At 63.8% G+C, this 18,863-nt stretch carries 19 protein-coding genes and 1 tRNA gene; 6 read left to right on the top strand and 14 right to left on the bottom strand.

Annotation, left to right across the window (positions count from 1 at the left end):
- Positions 1–94: 94 nt before the first annotated feature.
- From atpA to ACFO3E_RS03615, 3 genes are all read right to left on the bottom strand, one after another.
- Positions 95–1,624, bottom strand: coding sequence for a F0F1 ATP synthase subunit alpha (gene atpA / locus ACFO3E_RS03625; RefSeq protein ID WP_066524621.1), 1,530 nt, complete (start codon positions 1,622–1,624; stop codon positions 95–97).
- 2 nt (positions 1,625–1,626) lie between these two features.
- Positions 1,627–2,181, bottom strand: coding sequence for a F0F1 ATP synthase subunit delta (locus ACFO3E_RS03620; protein ID WP_066528628.1), 555 nt, complete (start codon positions 2,179–2,181; stop codon positions 1,627–1,629).
- Between the two features lie 197 nt (positions 2,182–2,378).
- Positions 2,379–3,926, bottom strand: coding sequence for a S1C family serine protease (locus ACFO3E_RS03615; protein WP_380802561.1), 1,548 nt, complete (start codon positions 3,924–3,926; stop codon positions 2,379–2,381).
- A gap of 104 nt (positions 3,927–4,030) precedes the next feature.
- Here ACFO3E_RS03615 and ada point away from each other — a divergent pair, with 104 nt between their 5' ends.
- Positions 4,031–5,092, top strand: coding sequence for a bifunctional DNA-binding transcriptional regulator/O6-methylguanine-DNA methyltransferase Ada (ada, locus tag ACFO3E_RS03610; RefSeq protein ID WP_066524619.1), 1,062 nt, complete (start codon positions 4,031–4,033; stop codon positions 5,090–5,092).
- Between the two features lie 327 nt (positions 5,093–5,419).
- Here ada and ACFO3E_RS03605 read toward each other — a convergent pair whose 3' ends face one another.
- Genes ACFO3E_RS03605 through ACFO3E_RS03595 form a run of 3 tightly spaced genes read right to left on the bottom strand, consistent with a single transcriptional unit; the run spans position 5,420 to position 8,473 of the window.
- A complete protein-coding gene (locus tag ACFO3E_RS03605; protein WP_066524617.1) occupies positions 5,420–5,575 on the bottom strand; it encodes a DUF1289 domain-containing protein in 156 nt (51 codons plus the stop codon).
- 15 nt (positions 5,576–5,590) lie between these two features.
- Complete coding sequence (locus tag ACFO3E_RS03600; RefSeq protein ID WP_066524616.1) at positions 5,591–7,762, bottom strand: primosomal protein N'; 2,172 nt, start codon at positions 7,760–7,762, stop codon at positions 5,591–5,593.
- A 45-nt stretch (positions 7,763–7,807) separates the two neighbouring features.
- Positions 7,808–8,473 (bottom strand): DUF2490 domain-containing protein, encoded by a 666-nt coding sequence (locus ACFO3E_RS03595; RefSeq protein ID WP_066524613.1) that lies wholly within the window; start codon positions 8,471–8,473, stop codon positions 7,808–7,810.
- Positions 8,474–8,616: 143 nt separating this feature from the next.
- On the opposite strand from ACFO3E_RS03595, the gene fsa reads away from it, so the two are divergent.
- Positions 8,617–9,270 (top strand): fructose-6-phosphate aldolase, encoded by a 654-nt coding sequence (fsa, locus tag ACFO3E_RS03590; RefSeq protein WP_066524612.1) that lies wholly within the window; start codon positions 8,617–8,619, stop codon positions 9,268–9,270.
- A gap of 109 nt (positions 9,271–9,379) precedes the next feature.
- Positions 9,380–9,730 (top strand): antibiotic biosynthesis monooxygenase family protein, encoded by a 351-nt coding sequence (locus ACFO3E_RS03585; RefSeq protein WP_066524611.1) that lies wholly within the window; start codon positions 9,380–9,382, stop codon positions 9,728–9,730.
- A gap of 89 nt (positions 9,731–9,819) precedes the next feature.
- On the opposite strand, the gene ACFO3E_RS03580 is transcribed toward ACFO3E_RS03585, so the two are convergent.
- A tRNA-Arg gene (locus ACFO3E_RS03580) sits at positions 9,820–9,896 on the bottom strand.
- 87 nt (positions 9,897–9,983) lie between these two features.
- On the opposite strand from ACFO3E_RS03580, the gene ACFO3E_RS03575 reads away from it, so the two are divergent.
- Positions 9,984–10,703: a queuosine precursor transporter gene (locus tag ACFO3E_RS03575; RefSeq protein ID WP_066528622.1), complete on the top strand. Its 720-nt coding sequence runs from the start codon at positions 9,984–9,986 to the stop codon at positions 10,701–10,703.
- Between the two features lie 71 nt (positions 10,704–10,774).
- Here the strand turns inward: ACFO3E_RS03575 and truA are convergent, their stop codons facing one another.
- Together truA and fmt are read right to left on the bottom strand one after the other, a co-directional pair.
- On the bottom strand, positions 10,775–11,518 hold the full coding sequence (truA, locus tag ACFO3E_RS03570) for a tRNA pseudouridine(38-40) synthase TruA (protein ID WP_066524607.1): 744 nt from the start codon (positions 11,516–11,518) through the stop codon (positions 10,775–10,777).
- Positions 11,519–11,611: 93 nt separating this feature from the next.
- Positions 11,612–12,520 (bottom strand): methionyl-tRNA formyltransferase, encoded by a 909-nt coding sequence (gene fmt, locus ACFO3E_RS03565; RefSeq protein WP_066524606.1) that lies wholly within the window; start codon positions 12,518–12,520, stop codon positions 11,612–11,614.
- A 117-nt stretch (positions 12,521–12,637) separates the two neighbouring features.
- On the opposite strand from fmt, the gene recR reads away from it, so the two are divergent.
- Both recR and def read left to right on the top strand, forming a co-directional pair.
- On the top strand, positions 12,638–13,234 hold the full coding sequence (gene recR / locus ACFO3E_RS03560; RefSeq protein WP_066524604.1) for a recombination mediator RecR: 597 nt from the start codon (positions 12,638–12,640) through the stop codon (positions 13,232–13,234).
- A gap of 31 nt (positions 13,235–13,265) precedes the next feature.
- Entirely contained in the window at positions 13,266–13,796 is a 531-nt protein-coding gene (gene def, locus ACFO3E_RS03555) for a peptide deformylase (protein WP_066524602.1), read from the top strand.
- Positions 13,797–14,004: 208 nt separating this feature from the next.
- Here def and phoB read toward each other — a convergent pair whose 3' ends face one another.
- The 5 genes from phoB to pstC are packed head-to-tail and all read right to left on the bottom strand — an operon-like array spanning position 14,005 to position 18,854.
- Complete coding sequence (gene phoB / locus ACFO3E_RS03550; protein WP_066524599.1) at positions 14,005–14,706, bottom strand: phosphate regulon transcriptional regulator PhoB; 702 nt, start codon at positions 14,704–14,706, stop codon at positions 14,005–14,007.
- 2 nt (positions 14,707–14,708) lie between these two features.
- Positions 14,709–15,404: a phosphate signaling complex protein PhoU gene (gene phoU / locus ACFO3E_RS03545; RefSeq protein WP_066524598.1), complete on the bottom strand. Its 696-nt coding sequence runs from the start codon at positions 15,402–15,404 to the stop codon at positions 14,709–14,711.
- Positions 15,405–15,424: 20 nt separating this feature from the next.
- Positions 15,425–16,213: a phosphate ABC transporter ATP-binding protein PstB gene (gene pstB, locus ACFO3E_RS03540; RefSeq protein ID WP_066528620.1), complete on the bottom strand. Its 789-nt coding sequence runs from the start codon at positions 16,211–16,213 to the stop codon at positions 15,425–15,427.
- A gap of 5 nt (positions 16,214–16,218) precedes the next feature.
- Entirely contained in the window at positions 16,219–17,463 is a 1,245-nt protein-coding gene (gene pstA / locus ACFO3E_RS03535; RefSeq protein WP_380802551.1) for a phosphate ABC transporter permease PstA, read from the bottom strand.
- On the bottom strand, positions 17,460–18,854 hold the full coding sequence (pstC, locus tag ACFO3E_RS03530) for a phosphate ABC transporter permease subunit PstC (protein WP_380802548.1): 1,395 nt from the start codon (positions 18,852–18,854) through the stop codon (positions 17,460–17,462). Before pstC ends, pstA begins: the two co-directional genes overlap by 4 nt.
- Positions 18,855–18,863: the final 9 nt, after the last annotated feature.

The following is an 18,863-nucleotide window of genomic DNA, read 5'->3' as shown; positions in this document are numbered from 1 at the left end:
GTTCCGTCATGCCAGCGAAGGCTGGCATCTCACGCCCCCAGGTCGGACCTATCCGGCCTGAGACCCCAGCTTGCGCTGGGGTGACGGCTAAATATTAGGCGAAGGTCTTGCCGAAGCTGTCGAGCGCGGCCTTCAGCTTGGCCTTGGGCTCATCACCCAAATCCTTGCTGTCGCGGATCGCGGCGAGGACATCGGCATGGTCGTGGCGCAGATAAGCGAGCATCAGCTCTTCATAACGCGTCACGTCCTTGACCGGCACGCTGTCCAGATAACCGTTGGTGCCAGCGAAGATCGACGCGGTCTGCTCTTCGAAGGGCAGCGGGGAGAACTGGGCCTGCTTGAGCAGCTCAGTCAGACGCGCACCACGGTTCAGCAGCTTCTGGGTCGAAGCGTCGAGGTCCGAACCGAACTGGGCGAAGGCCGCCATTTCGCGATACTGAGCCAGCTCCAGCTTGATCGAGCCCGAAACCTTCTTCATCGCCTTGGTCTGCGCGGCCGAGCCCACGCGCGACACCGACAGACCGACGTTAATGGCCGGACGGATGCCTTGGTAGAAGAGGTTGGTTTCGAGGAAGATCTGGCCGTCGGTGATCGAAATCACGTTGGTCGGGATGTAGGCCGACACGTCGCCCGCCTGCGTCTCGATGATCGGCAGCGCAGTCAGCGAGCCTGCGCCATTGGCGTCGTTCATCTTCGCCGCACGCTCCAGCAGGCGGCTGTGCAGGTAGAAAACGTCGCCGGGATAGGCTTCGCGGCCCGGAGGACGACGCAGCAGCAGCGACATCTGGCGATAGGAGACGGCCTGCTTGGAAAGGTCATCATAGACGATCACGGCATGCATGCCGTTGTCGCGGAAATATTCGCCCATGGTGACGCCGGTGTAGGGCGCCAGATACTGGAGCGGAGCGGGCTCCGAAGCGGTCGCGGCGACGACGATGGAATATTCCATCGCGCCATTTTCCTCGAGCTGCTTGACGATCTGCGCGACGGTCGAGCGCTTCTGGCCGATGGCGACGTAGATGCAGTAGAGCTTCTTGCTCTCGTCATCGCCCGCGTTGATGCCCTTCTGGTTGATGAAGGTATCGATCGCGACGGCGGTCTTGCCGGTCTGGCGGTCGCCGATGATCAGCTCGCGCTGGCCACGGCCGACGGGGACGAGGGCGTCGATCGCCTTGAGGCCGGTCTGCACGGGTTCGTGCACCGACTTGCGGGGGATGATGCCCGGAGCCTTCGTTTCGACGCGCTTGCGCTCGGTGTAAGCGATCGGACCCTTGCCATCGATCGGGTTGCCGAGGCCGTCCACGACGCGGCCGAGCAGGCCCTTGCCGACCGGAACATCGACGATGGTGCCGGTGCGCTTGACGGTGTCGCCTTCCTTGATCTCGGCGTCCGAGCCGAAGATCACGACGCCGACATTGTCGGCTTCGAGGTTGAGCGCCATGCCCTGCACGCCATTGGCGAACTCGACCATTTCGCCCGCCTGGACATTGTCGAGGCCATGGACGCGGGCGATGCCGTCACCCACGGTCAGCACGGAACCGACTTCGCTCACCTGCGCTTCGGTGCCGAAATTGGCGATCTGGTCCTTGATGACCTTCGAAATTTCTGCGGCGTTGATATCCATGTTCAGCCTTTCATCGCCTGGGCGAGACTATTCAAACGGGTGCGGATGGAGGAATCGATCATCTGGCTGCCGATCTTGACGACCAACCCACCGAGGATCGCGGGATCGACCTTGGCATCGACCGCGACTTCGCGGCCGACGCGCGCGCGCAGGCTCTGCTGCAGGGCGGTGACCTGATTTGCGTCGAGGGGATGCGCGCTCGTCACTTCGGCGCGGGTCTCGCCCTTGTGATTCGACAGCAGGGTTTCATAAGCGCGGATGATCGCGGGGAGCTGCGCCAGGCGGCGGTTCTCGGCCAGCACGCCCAGAAACTTGGTCGTGAGCGAATCGAGGCCCATCGAAGCGGCGACAGCTGCAACAGTCTTGCTCGCCGTGTCGCGGCTCAGCACCGGGTTGTTGATGAGGCCCTTGAAATCCGCCGATTCGGCGATCGCCGCCTTGATCGCGCCGAGGCTGTTCGCCACGGTATCGAGGGCGTTGCCGTCGCGAGCCAGATCGAACAGCGCAACCGCGTAGCGGCCGCTGAGGCTAGCCTGAATGCCGCCGGTAGTCTCCACGCGCTTACCGTCCTCCATTGGGTTACTGGCACTTGATTGCCGGTCATGCAAAAAGAGGGGCGCGGTCTTGCCGTCCCGTTCCCCTGTTGCCGGGCCGGTTAGCAGCGGGATTATGACTATGCAAGCCATGGAACGCGATTCCGTCATAAGGATGGAATCAAGTCGATTTGACGGCGCATCCTGCCGCCGGATTCCGGTCAGTTGGACGGATCAGGAGGAGCGAGGCGGCCCTTGCGGCAATGATAGACGAGCCGTTCATTCGGCTGGGCGGGCAAGAGGGCGGCGAGACCGGATCGCAGTCCCGCGATCCTGCCGAGCAGGTCGGAGTCGCTGCCGCACGCCCTGATCGGGCCATCCTTCAGCAACGCCCGCGCCTTGTCCATCGTGTCGGCATCGGGCAGCCAGCGCTGAATGCGCAATGTGCCGGTCGCCGGACTGAAGCGGCTGACTGTTATAATATTGCCGGAATCGGGGACGGTCGCACGTTCCCATTCACTGCCGGCGCTGACATATTGACTGCTGCCATTGACGCAGCCGCTTTGGGTCCAGTTGAACGGGATGTCGTTGGCTTCGGAGATGGTAAGGCGGCTGCGGTCAAAATCGACGCGGCAGATATTGTCGCCTTCCCACGCATAGGCGTTGTTGCCGGTGACGCGACCGTCATCGGGCAGCTTCACCCGTTCATCGATGCTGGAAAAGCTCGGTTTGAGGAAGAAAAGAGCGAAGGCGCCAAGCAGCAGCAGACCGCCGCCAGCGAGAAACCAGGTGGCGCGGCGTTCGCGGCCCTGGCTGTAGAAAAGCCCGCCAGCGCCCAGCCCCAGCACGGCGAAGGCGAGGAGGACCGCCGCCCCCGCCATGGCGTTTTCGCGGGCGGAGATGATGTCGCGCTCGGCGGTGTCGCGAGCTTTTTCGATGGCTGCCTCCCGCGCGTCGGCCTTGGCGCGTTCGGATTGTTCGCTCTGCTGCGCTTCCCGCTGGGACAGCCCGGCTTCGGCCGCGTCGGCTTCCGCCATGGAGCGGCAGGGGATGACAGTGTGGAGTGAGGAAACTCCGGCCTGGCGGAGGAAGGAGGCCACTTCACGCCATGAGACCGCGAACCCGAATTCGGCGTCATTGCCATCCGACACGGAGCCGAAGCTGTTGACCCCCAGCACGCGGCCACAGTCGTCGACCAATGGCCCGCCGCTGTTCCCGGCGGCGAGAGGTGCGGTGTGGAGGATGGTGTCGAAGCTCTGGCTGGAGCGGCCGGAGGATATGTTGCCGCTGGTCTTTACCGTGCTGAGCGGCTCGACCATTTGCCTAAGGCCGAGGCCCTGCGCGCGATCGACGGTGCCGGGATAGCCGATGGCTGTCACATGCTGCCCATCGCTGACCGCGCCTGCATAGAAGGTGCTAACGGGAAGATGCCCTTCCTCCAGCTGGATGAGCGCAAGATCATTGCCGGGCGAATAGGCGATGACGCGGCCGCCATAGCTTTTGCGGCCTTCGGACGGGATCACGCCGATGACGAGATTTTTCTCCTCGCGCGTCAGCTCGACGACATGGGCATTGGTGATGACCTTGTCCGGCGCAACGGCAAAGCCGCTGCCATGCCCGACGAAATAGGCTTCGCTGCCATCTGTTGCGACGATGGCGATGCGGACCACGCCACGGGCGGCGGCGGCGATATCCTGCTGTTCCGCCAATGCCGTAGCGGGCAAAGCGAGCGCGAGCAGAAGGCAGAGGCGGCGAAGACAAGCGACCATGGTTGGGCGCATTCATATGCGAAGCCCGGACTTAGGCAATCGAGAAATGCTTTGAACGCAAGCGGCGGGAAGGCTGGCCGGAGCCGCTCTGCTATTCCATAAGCATGAACCAGATGACCGACCTTTCCGCCTCGACGCAGATGCCGCTCGACCCTGATGCTTGCTGGGACGCGTTTCTGCGCCGTGACCGGGCCCTGGACGGGCAGTTCGTCGGCGCGGTGCTGACGACCGGCATCTATTGCAAGCCGAGCTGTGCGGCGCGGCACCCACGGCGGGAGAATATGATCTTCCTGCCCGATCCGGAGGCGGCGCGGGCGGCGGGGTTTCGGGCCTGCCTGCGCTGCCGCCCCGATGAAGTGGGGCGGGACAGACTGGCAGTGGAAGCGGCGAAACTCTTTATCGGCGGGGCAGAGACGCCCCCTTCGCTGGAGGAGGTCGCAGCACATGCCGGCTATGCGCCGCATCATTTTCATCGGCTGTTTAAACGGGAGACCGGGCTTACCCCCGCGGCTTATGCAAGGTCGCTGCGGGCGGAACGGTTGAAAGCGGCGCTGGAGGAGGGCGGGAGCGTCACCAGTGCGATCTATGAGGCGGGCTATAATGCGCCCAGCCGGGCCTATGCTGATGCGGAGCGGCATCTGGGGATGACGCCCAGCGCGTGGAAAGATGGCGGTCGGGGTGTCACGATCCGCCATGTCGTGGTGGAGTCGAGCCTTGGCCCGGTGCTGGTCGCCGCGACCGCCAAGGGGCTGTGCCGGATCAGCTTCGATGAGAATGAAGCGGATTTGCGGCGGCGCTTTCCCAAGGCGGATTTGATGGGCGGGGACGCAGCGTTGGAAGGGCTTGCGGCGCAAGTCGTCCGCTTGATCGAGGAGCCTGGGCGGCCGATTGATCTGCCGCTGGATGTGTGCGGCACGGCTTTTCAGCAGGCGGTGTGGGAAGCATTGCGCGCGATACCTCCGGGCGAGACTCGCAGTTATGGCGAGATTGCAGCGGCGATCGGCAAGCCGGGTGCGGTGCGGGCGGCGGGCACGGCTTGCGGCGATAATGGGCTGGCGGTGCTGATCCCCTGCCATCGCGTCTTGCGGAGCGACGGGAGTTTGGGCGGCTATGCCTATGGGTTGGAACGGAAGAAGGCGCTTTTGGAGCGGGAAGGGCGGGGGTGAGGGCGTGTCGGCTTTGGGTGGTTAGCGGACGCCGCACAGCCTATCCCGCTGCGACTAAGCCTCACCTGCGGTTCGGCAAGTCTCGCGCCCCTCCCGCTTGCGGAAGAGGTGAGGGGCTTGCGCAACGTCCGCTAATGGCCGTTAGGGACACCTTTCCCGACATACCGGCCTTAAATCGAAATCCCGCTTCCTTTGATTGGCGAAGTTGAGTGAGACCCCGGATCGAGTCCGGGGTGACGAAGAGCTGGTGACGGTTAGGAAGAGCTGGCGACCGACATTGATCGGGCCCCGGACTGCAATTCTGGGCTGCGCGGCCGGTTTTTATCGTCACGGGTCCGCTTGCTTCAGCCGCTCCATGATTGCGCGGCGTTCGGCCTTGCTCATGCCGCGCCAGCGTCTGATTTCGTCTCTTGTGCGGCCGCAGCCGGTGCAGAGGCGGCCTGCCTTGTCCAGCATGCAGATGTTGACGCAGGGGCTTTCCATGGGCGTTTTTGGCCATCACATGAAGCTGTAGGGATCGACGTCCACGGCGACGCGGGTGCCTGATTTCCAGGTGAGATTGCCGAGCCATTCGCGGATGGCGCTCTGCACGTCCATCGCCCTTGTGGCGTGGATCAACAGGCGGTGGCGGTGGCGGCCGCGCAGGACCGAGAGGGGTGCGGGCGCAGGCCCATAGACGCGCATGCCGTCTATCATCGGGGCGGACTTGCCGATCAGCCGGGCGACCTGAGCAGCCTCGTCGGCATCCTCGCTGGATACGATGATGGCGGCGAAGCGGCCGAAGGGCGGGGCGTTGGCGCGTCGGCGATTTTCAGTCTCCACTTCATAGAAGCGTTCCGAATCGCCCGCGATGAGCGCTTTGATGACCTCCGCTTCCAGCATCCGCGTCTGGATGAAGACGCGGCCGGGTTTTTGACCACGGCCAGCGCGGCCCGCGACCTGAACGATCTGCTGGAAGGTGCGCTCGGCAGCGCGCAGGTCGCCGCCTTCCAGGCCGAGGTCGGCGTCGATCACGCCGACCAGCGTCAGGTTGGGGAAATGATAGCCCTTCGTGACGAGCTGTGTGCCGATGATGATATCGACCGCGCCTGCCTCCACCGACTTCACGAACTCGGCGACCTTGGCGGGGGACCAGAGCGTGTCGGAGGTGACGATGGCGGTGCGCGCCTGTGGCCATAGCGCTTTTACCTCATCCGCGATGCGTTCGACGCCGGGGCCGCAGGCGACAAGGCTGTCCTCCTCCTTGCATTCCGGGCAGAAGCGCGGCGAGGGGATGACATGGCCGCAGTGATGACAGGCGAGGCGACGCGTCAGGCGGTGCTCGACCATCCAGCTGGTGCAATTGGGGCATTGGAAGCGGTAGCCGCAATGGCGGCACAGCGTCAGCGGGGCATAGCCGCGCCGGTTGAGGAAGAGGAGGCTTTGTTCGCCCTTTTCCATTGTTTCATCGATGGCCTTGACGAGAGGCGGCGCGATCCAGCGGCCGCGCTCAGGTGGGTCGGTGAGGAGGTTGATCCCCTCTATCCCCGGCATTTCCGCGCCGCCGAAGCGGGAGGGGAGCTTGATTTCCTGATAGCGGCCGAGTTCGACCTGATGGCGCGTTTCGATCGCGGGCGTGGCGGAGGCCAGGATGACGGGGAATTTCTCGATCAGCCCGCGCATCACCGCCACGTCGCGGGCGTGATAATGGACGCCATCCTCCTGCTTGAAGCTGGCCTCATGCGCTTCATCGACGACGATCAGGCCAAGATTGGGATAGGGCAGGAAGAGGGCGGAGCGGGCGCCAACCACCACGGCGGCTTCACCCGCAGCTATGGCGCGCCAGGCGCGGCGGCGTTCGGTCTGGCGCAGGCCGCTATGCCAGTTAACCGGGACCGTGCCGAAGCGTTTTTCGAAGCGTTCGAGAAAGGGTTCGGTCAGCGCGATTTCGGGGAGGAGGACGAGGACCTGGCGGCCCTGCCGGATGGCGGCGGCGATGGCTTCGAAATAGACTTCGGTCTTGCCGGAGCCGGTAACGCCATCGAGGAGGAAGGGCGCGAAGTTGCGTTCGTTGACGGCCTGGACGAACTGGTCTGCCGCTGCCGCCTGATTGTCTGACAGGACGGGCGGCGCATGGCCGGGATCGGGCGCGGGGAAGGGCGTATCGACGCTGACCTCCACCGCTTCGAAGGCCCCGGCCTTGACCAGGCCACGGATGACGGCGTCGCTGACGCCGCCGATCATCGCCAGTTCACGGATCAGGCCCTGTCGCTCGCCGATACGCTCCATCGCCTGCACGCGCTGATCGGTCATGCGATCGGGCAGGTCGCCGGTAGCGCGATATTCTATGACGGTGCGGGCGCCTTCGAGCGCGCTCAACGACGCGAGCGTCATGCGTAGCACGGCGGCGATGGGGGCGAGATAATAATCTGCCGTCCATTCGATCAGGCGGCGCAGGGTTTCCGGGACCGGGGGCGCATCGACGACGCTGGTGATGTTGCGCAAGCGGTTGTCGCCGACCGTTTCGATGTCGGGAAAGGCGTCTTCTTCCCACACCACGCCGATCAATTGGCGCGGGCCGAGCGGGGCGACGACGATGCTGCCGGGCTTGGCGCTCATCCCGTGGGGCACGCGATAATCGAGCGGGCCCAAGGCGGCGTTCAGGAGGATGACACGGGCGCGCGAACTCATCTGCCCCTCCCTATCGGTTGCGAGGCGTGAGGCAAGGCGGCGCGTTCAGATTTTCCAGCTGAGCGATAGCCAGGGAACATGGACGACAGCGTCCGGGCGGCCGTCGCGGAAGGTCTGTTGCCGCATGTAGAGCAGTTGGGCGTCAATGGCCTTGCTGAGCGGCTGGCGCAGCCCGATCTGCTGGCGCATGACGGCCAGGCCCGTCTTGTCGCTGGGCCGCGCGCGGTTGAGGTGGAAGAAAAGTTCGGCGGCGGCGACGAGGGTCGGGCCTTTTGCAGAGCCCAATGGGAGGGACGCCTGCACGCGCTGACGAAGACGCCAGCTTGCGCGGTTGGCGGTGTCGAAAAAGCGCTGCTCGATCCGCGTGCGGGCGAGAAAGATGCCGCGCGTGAGCGTTGCCTGCTGAAACAGGCGCAACTCCTGTTCCGGGCCGGAATGGAAGAAGGCGAGACCGCCGCCAAGCTGCACCCCCTTGGCGATGCGATGGTCCAGCAGGACGCGAGCGGTCTGCTGATCGCCGTTCGAACTGTCGCGGCGGAAACGCTGGCTGTGGTCCAGCGAGATCGTATCGGCAGGCGTTGCGGCGATGACGAGCGATTCAGTGATCCATGCCTGCGTTTCTCCGGTAGCGGCAGCGGCGGGCATGGCAACGGTCGCCACCAATATGGCGAGCGCGCCCGGGATGTGGCGTGGGCGCAGGAAGCGGTGCATCGAGTTGGGTCCTTTGGAAAGGTGCCGCCGTCATAATGTTACAGCCCTGTTTCCGTAAAGCCTGCTGCTGGCAATAATGGCTAATGCCGGGATCAGCCGCTAAAGGGGTGGCGATTCGCACACCCCGCTCCGGAGCCATTTCCATGAAGTTCTTCGTCGATACCGCCGATACCAATGAGATCCGCGAACTTGCCGCCACCGGCCTGCTGGACGGCGTCACCACCAACCCGTCGCTGATCCACAAGTCGGGTCGCAAATTCGTGGAAGTCGTCGAGGAAATCTGCGGCATCGTCGATGGCCCGGTGTCGGCCGAGGTGGTCGCACTCGACCATGAGACGATGATGAAGGAAGCGGCCGTGCTGCGGAAGATCGCGGACAATGTCTGCATCAAGGTGCCGCTGACCATTGATGGCCTGAAGACCTGCAAGGCGCTGACCAGCGAAGGCACGATGGTCAATGTGACGCTCTGCTTCTCGGCCAATCAGGCGCTTTTGGCGGCGAAGGCGGGCGCGAGCTTCATTTCGCCCTTCGTCGGGCGGCATGACGATAATGGCTTTGACGGCATGAAGCTGATCGAGGACATCCGCCTGATCTACGACAATTATTCGTTCGACACGGAAATCCTGGTGGCGAGCGTGCGGCACCCGATCCATGTGTTGGAGAGCGCGAAGATCGGCGCGGACGTGATGACTGCGCCGCCTTCGGTCATCAAGGCGCTGTTCAATCATGTGCTGACCGAAAAGGGCATCGCGGGCTTCCTGGCGGATTGGGAGAAAACCGGGCAGTCGGTTCTTTGATTTAGGCCCAGCTACCCACCCGTTCGCTCGAAACGAACGGGGTAGGGGAAGGGATTGCTGCAACCTCTGGCCGCGCGCATCATTCTTTCATCCTTGAAGGAGAGAGGCGATGTTTGTCGCGGTCTATTGGTGGCGAGTGCATCCAGGTAAAGAAGAGCAGTTCCGCGCGGCGTGGCGGCGCGGGACTGATCTGATCCGCGAAAAATATGGGAGCTACGGCTCCCGCTTGCATCGTGATGCGGAGGGGCGCTTCGTCGGCTATGCGGAATGGCCGGACGAGGCGACATGGCGCGCGGCGTTTGATCAGAAGATGGTCTATGACGAGCCGGAGACGCGTGCGGCCTTTGTCGATGCCATCGCAGAAGTGCCGCCCGATGCGGACCCCATTTTCACGATGACCGTGACGGACGACCTGCTGATGCGGGGAAGGCCGTTCGATAGCGCGCTCGATGGCGAATAGGGATGGCCCGGACTGGGGCTTTGGCTTTCTGGCCTTCGCGATCCTGATCGCGGGGCTGGTCATGCTGCTGCTGGGCTGGCGTTTATAGGTGGCGACCCCGGCAGGATTCGAACCTGCGACCATTCGCTTAGAAGGCGAATGCTCTATCCAGCTGAGCTACGGGGCCATGTGAGCGCTTCGATAGCGAGGGTTGCGGGCGCGCGCAATCATGCGCGGCATTGCATTTGCGCGGCGGGCGGATATGCAGGGGCGCATGACCGAGATGGGGGTTCGGAAAATCGATGCGCAGGCGCTCTCCGAGCGGCCCATGCGCTATTTCGATTTCTTCATTGCAGCGTTCGTCGCGATCCTGCTGCTGTCCAACCTGATTGGGGCGGCGAAGCTATCGACATTGTTTGGCTTTACCTTTGGCGCAGGCATCCTGTTTTTCCCGTTGGGCTATGTGCTTGGGGACGTGCTGACCGAGGTTTATGGCTATGCGCGGGCGCGGCGCTGCGTCTGGGCGGGGTTCGGCGCGATGCTGTTCATGGCGCTGATGAGCTGGGTGGTGGTGAAGCTGCCTCCGGCGGAAGGCTGGCCTGACCAGAAAGCCTATGAGGCGGTGTTCGGCAGCACATGGCGCATCGTCTTCGCTTCGCTGGCGGCTTTCTGGGCGGGGGAGTTCGCCAACAGTTTCGTGCTGGCGAAGATGAAACTGCTGACGCAGGGCAAGCATCTGTGGATGCGGACGATCGGATCGACGATCGTCGGGCAGGGGGTGGATAGCCTGCTTTTCTATCCGCTTGCCTTCTATGGCACCTGGACGACGGATCAGGTGCTAACGGTGATGGTCACCAATTGGATGCTGAAAGTGCTTTGGGAAGCGGTTCTGACGCCGGTGACTTATATGGTGGTCAATGGGCTGAAGCGGGCCGAAGGGCTGGACGTATATGATGAGGGAACGGATTTCACGCCGTTCCGGACGCGGCTTTAAGCGCCTCTACCTTGATACCAAAACACCCCCTTCGTTCTCAGTCCCTACTCGCACGGACGGAACGAAAAGCGTCATTCGGGATATTGCGCCTTCACGAAATAGAGGCCGTCAGGCGGCGCGTTTAGCCCTAGTGCAGCGCGGTTCTTGGCGTCTCGGGCGGCGCACATGTCTTCGACCGACCAGCGGCCCATGCCGACCAGGGCGAGGCAGCCTACCATTGAGCGGACCTGATGATGGAGGAAGGAGCGCGCTGCGGCATGGATGGCGATGCGGTCGCCCTCGCGCGCGACATCAAGGCGGTCTAGAGACTTTAGGGGGCTTTCGGCCTGGCAATGGGCCGAGCGGAAGGTGGTGAAGTCATGGCGGCCAACGAGGAGTTGGGCCGCTTCCTGCATCGCGTCCGTGTCGAGCGGCTGGATGACGCGCCATATGAGGCCGCTTTCCAACGTCAGAGGGGCGCGGCGGTTGGCGATCCGGTAGATATAGGCCCGGCCGGTGCAGGAGAAGCGGGCGTGCCAATCATCGGGCACAGTCTCGCAGGCGAGGATGGCGACCGGATTGGGGCGCAGGCGCGCGTTCATCGCCTCCATGAGGCGGAAGGGAGTGAGGGGCTTTTCTATGTCGGCGTGCGCGCGCATCGCGAGGCCGTGAACGCCCGCGTCGGTGCGGCCAGCTGCGTGGATGATGGCCTGTTCGCCGGTGATGGCGTGAATGGCGTCTTCCAGTGCCTGCTGCACGCTGGGGCCATGCGCCTGGCGCTGCCAGCCCATGAAGGGGCGGCCATCAAATTCTACGGTGAAGGCGAAGCGGGTCATATGATCATGTTTGTGAAGCTGTTGGCGTTTGGGCTCGCTGCGCTCGCACCCACCCCTTCCCCCTCCCTTGAAAGGGAGGGGCTTATTGAGGGGCTAGCCATCGACGCGGCTGCCCGCTGGCATGTCATAACCGCGGAGCAGTTCTCCGGGTGACATTGCGCCCTTGCCTGCGCGCTGGATGAGGGTGGGACGGATGGCCCCGTGGCCGCAGCCGATGAGCAGGCTGTTGTCGAGCAATTCGCCCGGCGCGCCGCCATGTTCCTCCACATGAGCAGCGAGAATGCGGAAGCGTTCGCCGCGATATTCGAAGAAGGCGCCTGGAAAGGGATTGAAGGCGCGGACCTGTCGTTCGACCTGATGTGCATCGCGGGTAAAGTCTATGCGGGATTCGGCCTTGTCGATCTTTGATGCGTAGGTGACGCCTTCCTCCGGTTGGGGCATGGGCGGATGGGCGGGAAGGTCCTCCAGCACTTCGACCATCAGTTTCGCCCCTGCCTGCGCCAGTTCGTCCGTAAGCGTGCCTGCGGTCTTGTCCTCGATCGGCGTGACATGCTTGGCGCGCATGGGGCCTGTGTCGAGCCCGGCTTCCATATCCATGATCGTGACGCCGCTAAGATTGTCGCCTGACAGGATCGCGCGTTGGATCGGCGCTGCGCCGCGCCAGCGGGGAAGCAGGGAGGCGTGGATGTTGAGGCAGCCGAAGCGAGGCGCTTCCAATATCGGGCGGGGGAGGATCAGGCCATAGGCGGCGACCACCGCAACGTCGGCCTTGAGCGCGGCGAAGGCGGCCTGGACCTCCGCGTCTTTCAGGGAGAGCGGCGTGTGCACCTCAATGCCCATCTGTTCGGCTTGGCTGTGAACGGGTGAGGGGCGCAGCGCCTTTCCGCGTCCGGCGGGGCGGGGCGGCTGGCTATAGACCGCCACGATTTCATGGCCAGCCTTTGCCAGCGCGGTGAGCGCGGGGACGGCGAAATCGGGGGTTCCCATATAGATGATGCGCATGGCGGGCCTTTTGTTGGGTTCCGGCCGGAGCCGCCTCGGGAATAGGCTTAAGGCGTATTTCCAAGGACGTCTCTCAACTCTTTTGACCCCGGACTTGCAAGCCCCTATCTCGGTTCCATGGCTTCTCCCGAGATCGAAGCGCTGACGCAGGCGCTGTCCCGCCTGCCCGGCCTTGGCCCGCGTTCCGCGCGGCGCGCCGTGCTGCATCTGCTTAAGAAGCGCGAGAGCGCGCTGGAGCCGCTGCTGCGCGCGTTGGACGCGGTGAATGACCGGCTCGTGACATGCGGTATATGCGGAAATGTCGATACGGTTGATCCTTGCGGCATCTGTGTCGATGCCCGCCGCGATGCACGGGCGCTGTGCGTGGTGGAGGATGTGGCGGACCTGTGGGCGTTGGACAAATCGCGGCTGTTCCCCGGTCGCTTCCATGTGCTGGGCGGTCGCCTGTCGGCGCTTGAGGGCGTGCGGCCGGAGGATTTGAGCATTGATGCGCTGGTGTCCCGCGTTGAGGCGGGCGGGATCGACGAGGTCGTGCTGGCGATGAATGCGACGCTGGAGGGGCAGACGACCGCGCATTATCTGGCCGAACGGCTGGAGCGTTTTCCGGTGCGGCTGACGCAACTGGCCCATGGCGTGCCGGTGGGCGGCGAGTTGGACTATCTGGACGAGGGCACTTTGGCGCAAGCATTGCGGGCCAGGCGCCCGGTCGCTTGAATTTTCGGCGCTGTCGGATTATTTTACGGTCATGGCCATTCTTCCGATCCTAGAGGCGCCCGATCCGCGCCTGCGTACCATTTCGTCTCCGGTGGAGGCGATCGACGACGATCTGCAGCGTCTGATCGATGACATGTTCGAGACCATGTATGACGCGCCGGGCATTGGTTTGGCGGCGATTCAGGTTGGTGTTCCCAAGCGGGTGCTCGTGATCGACCTGCAGGAACCCGAATCGGACGAAGAGGGCGCACCGGGGGTCAAGAAGCCGATGGTGTTCATCAATCCCGAAATTCTTGAAACGTCGGAAGACCTGTCGGTCTATAATGAAGGCTGCCTGTCGGTGCCCGAACAGTTCGCTGAGGTGGAACGGCCCGCGACGATTCGCGCCAGCTGGATGGACCGCGATGGGCGCATTCATGAGGAGCGGCTGGAAGGCCTGCTCGCGACCTGCCTGCAGCATGAGATGGATCACTTGCAGGGCGTTCTGTTCGTCGATCACCTGTCGCGGCTGAAGCGGGATATGCTGCTGAAGAAGCTGAGCAAGGCGCGCAAGGCGGCTTGAACATCCTTCTTCCGCTGGCGGGAGAAGGATACGAAGCTTGCCAGCTTGCTGGCAAGGCGCAGTTGCACGAGGGTGTTCTGCGTGACCGACCCTCACCTTCCCACCGCTTCGCGGCGGACCCCTCCCTCTCCCGCCTGCGGGAGAGGGAAGCTGAATGTCCGCTTATTTAAGTCTGGCTCTGCTCCCTTTCCCTCAAGAGCAGGGCAAGTCAGCCCACCCCATCCGTATCCAGCGCATAGCCCGCCGAGCGCACCGTGCGGATGATGTCGCGATATTTGCCGTCCGCGTTGATCGCCTTGCGCAGGCGACGGATGTGGACGTCCACGGTGCGTAGCTCGATGTCGCTATCCTGTCCCCAAACGCTGTCGAGCAGGCGCTCGCGCGAAAAGACCCAGCCGGGATGCTCCAGGAAATGTTTGAGCAGGCGGAATTCGGTGGGGCCGAGCGGGATGACCTGGCCGCCGCGGCGGACCTTGTGGCCTACCGTGTCCATCTCGACATCCGCGAAGGTCAGCGTTTCTCCAGCAAGGGCTGGCCGGACGCGGCGCAGGACCGCGCCGACGCGGGCGACGAGTTCGCGGGGAGAGAATGGCTTGGTGACATAGTCGTCCGCGCCCGTTTCTAGGCCGCGGACGCGATCTTCTTCCTCGCCGCGCGCCGTCAGCATGATGATAGGGACGTTCGCCGTGCCGTTCATGCGGCGCAGGCGGCGGCAGACTTCGATGCCGGACAGGCTTTCCACCATCCAGTCGAGCAGGACGATGTCGGGGACATTTTCCTGGGCGAGGAGCAGAGCCTCCTCGCCATCGACGGTGTGGGCGACCTCGAAATCCTCTCGCTTGAAATGCCAGATGAGAAGTTCTGCGAGCGCCGCGTCATCTTCGACCAGAAGCATCTTGGCTCTCGCCATGCTCAATCCTCCAGCGGTTGGGAGCCGCCGCGTTCGCGGTCCGGCGCGGTCTGGCCGGTGGCGGCGTAATAGACCATCTCGGCGACGTTGGTGGCGTGGTCGCCGATCCGTTCGATATTCTTGGCGACGAAGAGCAGGTGCGCGCACTCGCTGATGGTCTTGGGATTTTCGACCATATAGGTGACGAGCGTGCGGAAGACGCTATTGTAGAAATCATCAACGACCGTGTCGCGCTCGATCACGGCCAGCGCCAGATCGGCGTCGCGCGCGGCGAAGGCGTTGAGCGCGTCATGCACCATTTCGGCTGCGACCTGCCCCATGGAGGGGAGAAGCGAGACCGGCTCCAGCGTGCGCTGATTGGCGGTGATCAGCGGTACGCGTTTGGCGATATTTTTGGCGTAATCGCCGATCCGCTCGACCACGCCCACGATCTTAAGCGCGGCGATCACGTCGCGCAGGTCGTTGGCCATGGGCGCGCGCAGGGCGATGACTTGGATCACCAGCTTTTCAACCTCCGCCTCGATCGCGTCGATGCGCTTGTCGTCGGCCACCACTTGCGCGGCGAGGGTTTTGTCCTGGCGCTGGAGGGCCAGCATCGCGCTTTCGATGGCTGCTTCGGCGCGGCCGCCCATTTCAGCGATGAGGCCGCGCAGCTTGTCGATTTCCTCGTCGAACGCCTTGATCGTATGTTCAGCCATGTCTTTTCTCTCCGCTCCGATCAGCCGTAGCGTCCGGTGATGTAGTCCTTGGTCCGTTCCTGCTTCGGATTGGTGAAGATGTCCGACGTCACGCCATATTCGACCAGTTCGCCCAGGTGGAAAAAGGCCGTGCGCTGCGACACGCGGGCGGCCTGCTGCATATTGTGGGTGACGATGACGATCGCGTAGCGGCCGCGCAGTTCGTGGATCAGTTCCTCGATCTTGGCCGTTGCGATTGGGTCGAGCGCTGAGCAGGGCTCGTCCATCAGGATGACTTCGGGCTCGACCGCGATCGCGCGGCCGATGCAGAGGCGCTGCTGCTGGCCGCCCGAAAGCGCGGTGCCGCTGTCGTGGAGGCGATCCTTCACTTCGTCCCAGAGACCAGCGCGGCGGAGCGACTTTTCGACGATGACGTCGAGGTCTGCCTTGCCATGGGCCAGGCCGTGGATGCGCGGGCCGTAGGCGATATTTTCGTAGATCGACTTGGGGAACGGATTGGGCTTTTGAAACACCATGCCGACACGGGCGCGCAGTTGCACCACGTCCATGCTTGGGGCGTAGATATCCTCGCCGTCGAGCGTGATCGTGCCTTCGGTGCGGGCGCTCGCCACGGTGTCGTTCATGCGGTTCAATGTGCGCAGGAAGGTCGACTTTCCGCAGCCCGACGGGCCGATGAAGGCGGTGACATTGTCCATATCGACGTCGATGGAGACGCCCTTGATCGCCTGTTTCTCGCCATAGAAGACCTTTACATCGCGCGCGGTCATCTTGGTTTCGGTGGCAGGCACCAGGGTTTGTGGTTCGTGCATCATATTTACCACCGTTTTTCGAACTTGTTGCGCAGGTAGATGGCGAGGCCGTTCATCGCGAGCAGGAACACCAGCAGGACGATGATGGCGGCGGAGGTCTTTTCGACGAAGCCCTTGGAGACTTCGTCCGACCAGAGGAAGATCTGGACGGGGAGGACGGTCGCAGGATCGGTGATGCCGCCCGGCGGCGTGGCGATGAAGGCGCGCATGCCGATCATGAGCAGCGGAGCCGTCTCCCCGAGCGCGCGCGCCATGCCGATGATGGTGCCGGTGAGAATGCCGGGCAGGGCGAGGGGAAGGACGTGGTGAAATACGACCTGAACCGGCGAAGCGCCGATGCCGAGCGCAGCGTCGCGAATACTGGGCGGCACCGACTTGATGGCGTTGCGTCCGGCGATGACGATCACGGGCATGGTCATCAGCGCCAGCGTCATGCCGCCGACCAGCGCCGCAGAGCGCGGCAGGTGCAGGAAGTTGAGGAAGATCGATAGCCCCAGCAGGCCGAAGATGATCGAGGGAACGGCGGCAAGATTGTTGATCGACACTTCGATGATGTCGGTCAGCCAGTTCTTGCGGGCATATTCTTCCAGATAGAGCGCGGTCGCGACACCGATCGGGAAGCTGAGCGCCAGGGTGACGAGCATCGTCAGCAGCGAACCCTTGAACGCGCCCCAGATGCCGACTTGGGTCGGATCGGTGCCGTCGCTGGCGGACAGGAAGTTCCAGTTGATCCCGGTGGAGAGCAGGCCAGCCTTGTTGAGGCGATCCACGGCAGCTTCGGCCTCCGGCGACGCGTTGCTCTTGGCGGCAAGGTCGATCGCTGTGGAAGCGGGCAGCGCGATCGTTTCGGTGCGCGAGAGGATCTTGGGGTCCGCCTTGATCCTGTCGCGCAGGACGGTCCAGGCGGTGGAGGAAACCCATTCCTCTGCGTCCGCGCCCAGCGCCTTCTTTACCGTCTCGCCCGTCACCATCGGCAGGTTCGCGTTGGCGAGCGACTGATCGGTGATGGCGTTGGGATCGAGCAGCAGCGGAGAGGCAGGGAAGTCGATCTTCACCGCGATCTCTGTGCGAGTAAAACCGCGCAGGCCGTTGCCCAGCATCGTGAAGAGCAGGAAGGCCAGGAATGCGGCGGAGAGCAGTACGGCAAAGAGACCGGCCAGCTTGAAGCGGCGCTCGGCGGCGTAGCGCCGGGCGATCCGCTTGCGCATCGCGTCCGACTTCCAGTCGGTGGGGGTGCGGGTGGCGGTCATTCGTAAGCCTCGCGATATTTCTTCACGACCCGCAGGGCCACGATGTTGAGCAGCAGGGTGACGATGAACAGGACGAGGCCGAGCGCGAAGGCGGCAAGCGTCTTGGCGCTGTCGAATTCCTGGTCGCCGGTCAGTAGCTGGACGATCTGGGTCGTGACCGTCGTCACGCTGGCGAAGGGGTTCAAGGTGAGGTTGGCGGACAGGCCCGCAGCCATCACCACGATCATCGTCTCGCCGATGGCGCGGCTGACGGCCAGCAGGACGCCACCGACGACGCCGGGCAGGGCGGCGGGGATGAGGACTTTGCGAATGGTCTCGCTGGTGGTTGCGCCCATGGCGAGGCTGCCGTCGCGCATGGACTGCGGCACGGCGGCGATGCTGTCGTCGGCCATTGAGGAGACGAAGGGGATGATCATCACGCCCATGACGAGACCGGCGGCCAGCGCGCTTTCGGAACTCGCGCTGTGGATGCCGATGGCGACGGCGAAGTCGCGCAGGGCTGGCGCGATGGTGAGCGCGGCGAAATAGCCATAGACCACCGTTGGTACGCCCGCGAGCACCTCAAGGATGGGCTTCATCCATTTGCGTACACGCGGCTGCGCATATTGGGTGAGGTAGATGGCGCTCATGAGGCCCAGCGGGATGGCGACGATCATGGCGATGATCGCGCCGATGAAGATCGTGCCCCAGAAGAGCGGTACGGCACCGAACGCATCCTCATTGCCATAGCCCATGGCGGCGGATTGCGGGCTCCATTTGGTGCCGAAGAGGAAGTCGATGGGGTTCACCATCGAGAAGAAGCGGAAGCTTTCCCACAGCAGCGAGGCGACGATGCCGAGCGTAGTGATGATCGCGAGCAGCGAGGCGATCAGCAGCATCGCCATGACGAGCCGCTCGACCCGCGTGCGGGCGCGAAAGTCTGGACGGACCCGAGTGAAGGCGTAAGCGCCACCGGCAAAGGCGAGGACCAGCGCGAGGGCCGCGCCCGCCATGCCATATTTGCCGGTGGCGGCTTTATAAGGATCAACAAGGCCCTGCGAGAGCGGGTTGAACGCCCCAGCCTGCTTGCCCGTCGCGATCGCCCGCGCCTCGCCCAGAATGGCGGAGCGCGAGAAATCATCGGTGGGCAGGCTCTGCGCCGCCGGGCTGCTCAGCACATCCTGGGTAATGAGGCCGGGGGCGACATTCGCCCAGACCGCCAGGAAAATGGCGGCCGGGATCAGTGTCCACAGCGCGACATACCAGCCATGATAGCCTGGCAGGCTATGCACGGCGTCGCGGCGGCCGGACGCCCGGGCTGCGGTTTGTAGCCGCAGCGCGCGGGCGCGGGCGCTGACCCAGGCGATTGCGCCAAGGCCCGCCAGCAGCAGGAGGATTGCAGGACCTGTCATCTGTCTTTC

It is taken from the genome of Sphingobium tyrosinilyticum, from assembly GCF_042654265.1.
In the GTDB taxonomy this organism is placed as follows: Bacteria; Pseudomonadota; Alphaproteobacteria; order Sphingomonadales; family Sphingomonadaceae; genus Sphingobium; species Sphingobium tyrosinilyticum.
Note: the sequence above shows the minus strand (reverse complement) of the source record. Positions and strands in the feature narration are given on the sequence as shown.

Excerpts from the sequence above, each read along its gene's own strand:
- pstA (WP_380802551.1), bottom strand. The coding sequence starts at position 17,463 with ATGACCGCCACCCGCACCCCCACCGACTGGAAGTCGGACGCGATGCGC.
- pstC (WP_380802548.1), bottom strand. The coding sequence starts at position 18,854 with ATGACAGGTCCTGCAATCCTCCTGCTGCTGGCGGGCCTTGGCGCAATC.
- recR (WP_066524604.1), top strand. The coding sequence starts at position 12,638 with ATGGCTTCTCCCGAGATCGAAGCGCTGACGCAGGCGCTGTCCCGCCTG.
- ACFO3E_RS03595 (WP_066524613.1), bottom strand. The coding sequence starts at position 8,473 with ATGCACCGCTTCCTGCGCCCACGCCACATCCCGGGCGCGCTCGCCATA.
- ACFO3E_RS03575 (WP_066528622.1), top strand. The coding sequence starts at position 9,984 with ATGACCGAGATGGGGGTTCGGAAAATCGATGCGCAGGCGCTCTCCGAG.
- phoB (WP_066524599.1), bottom strand. The coding sequence starts at position 14,706 with ATGGCGAGAGCCAAGATGCTTCTGGTCGAAGATGACGCGGCGCTCGCA.
- pstB (WP_066528620.1), bottom strand. The coding sequence starts at position 16,213 with ATGCACGAACCACAAACCCTGGTGCCTGCCACCGAAACCAAGATGACC.
- def (WP_066524602.1), top strand. The coding sequence starts at position 13,266 with ATGGCCATTCTTCCGATCCTAGAGGCGCCCGATCCGCGCCTGCGTACC.
- atpA (WP_066524621.1), bottom strand. The coding sequence starts at position 1,624 with ATGGATATCAACGCCGCAGAAATTTCGAAGGTCATCAAGGACCAGATC.
- ACFO3E_RS03600 (WP_066524616.1), bottom strand. The coding sequence starts at position 7,762 with ATGAGTTCGCGCGCCCGTGTCATCCTCCTGAACGCCGCCTTGGGCCCG.
- phoU (WP_066524598.1), bottom strand. The coding sequence starts at position 15,404 with ATGGCTGAACATACGATCAAGGCGTTCGACGAGGAAATCGACAAGCTG.
- ACFO3E_RS03605 (WP_066524617.1), bottom strand. The coding sequence starts at position 5,575 with ATGGAAAGCCCCTGCGTCAACATCTGCATGCTGGACAAGGCAGGCCGC.
- ada (WP_066524619.1), top strand. The coding sequence starts at position 4,031 with ATGAACCAGATGACCGACCTTTCCGCCTCGACGCAGATGCCGCTCGAC.
- fmt (WP_066524606.1), bottom strand. The coding sequence starts at position 12,520 with ATGCGCATCATCTATATGGGAACCCCCGATTTCGCCGTCCCCGCGCTC.
- fsa (WP_066524612.1), top strand. The coding sequence starts at position 8,617 with ATGAAGTTCTTCGTCGATACCGCCGATACCAATGAGATCCGCGAACTT.
- truA (WP_066524607.1), bottom strand. The coding sequence starts at position 11,518 with ATGACCCGCTTCGCCTTCACCGTAGAATTTGATGGCCGCCCCTTCATG.
- ACFO3E_RS03585 (WP_066524611.1), top strand. The coding sequence starts at position 9,380 with ATGTTTGTCGCGGTCTATTGGTGGCGAGTGCATCCAGGTAAAGAAGAG.
- ACFO3E_RS03615 (WP_380802561.1), bottom strand. The coding sequence starts at position 3,926 with ATGGTCGCTTGTCTTCGCCGCCTCTGCCTTCTGCTCGCGCTCGCTTTG.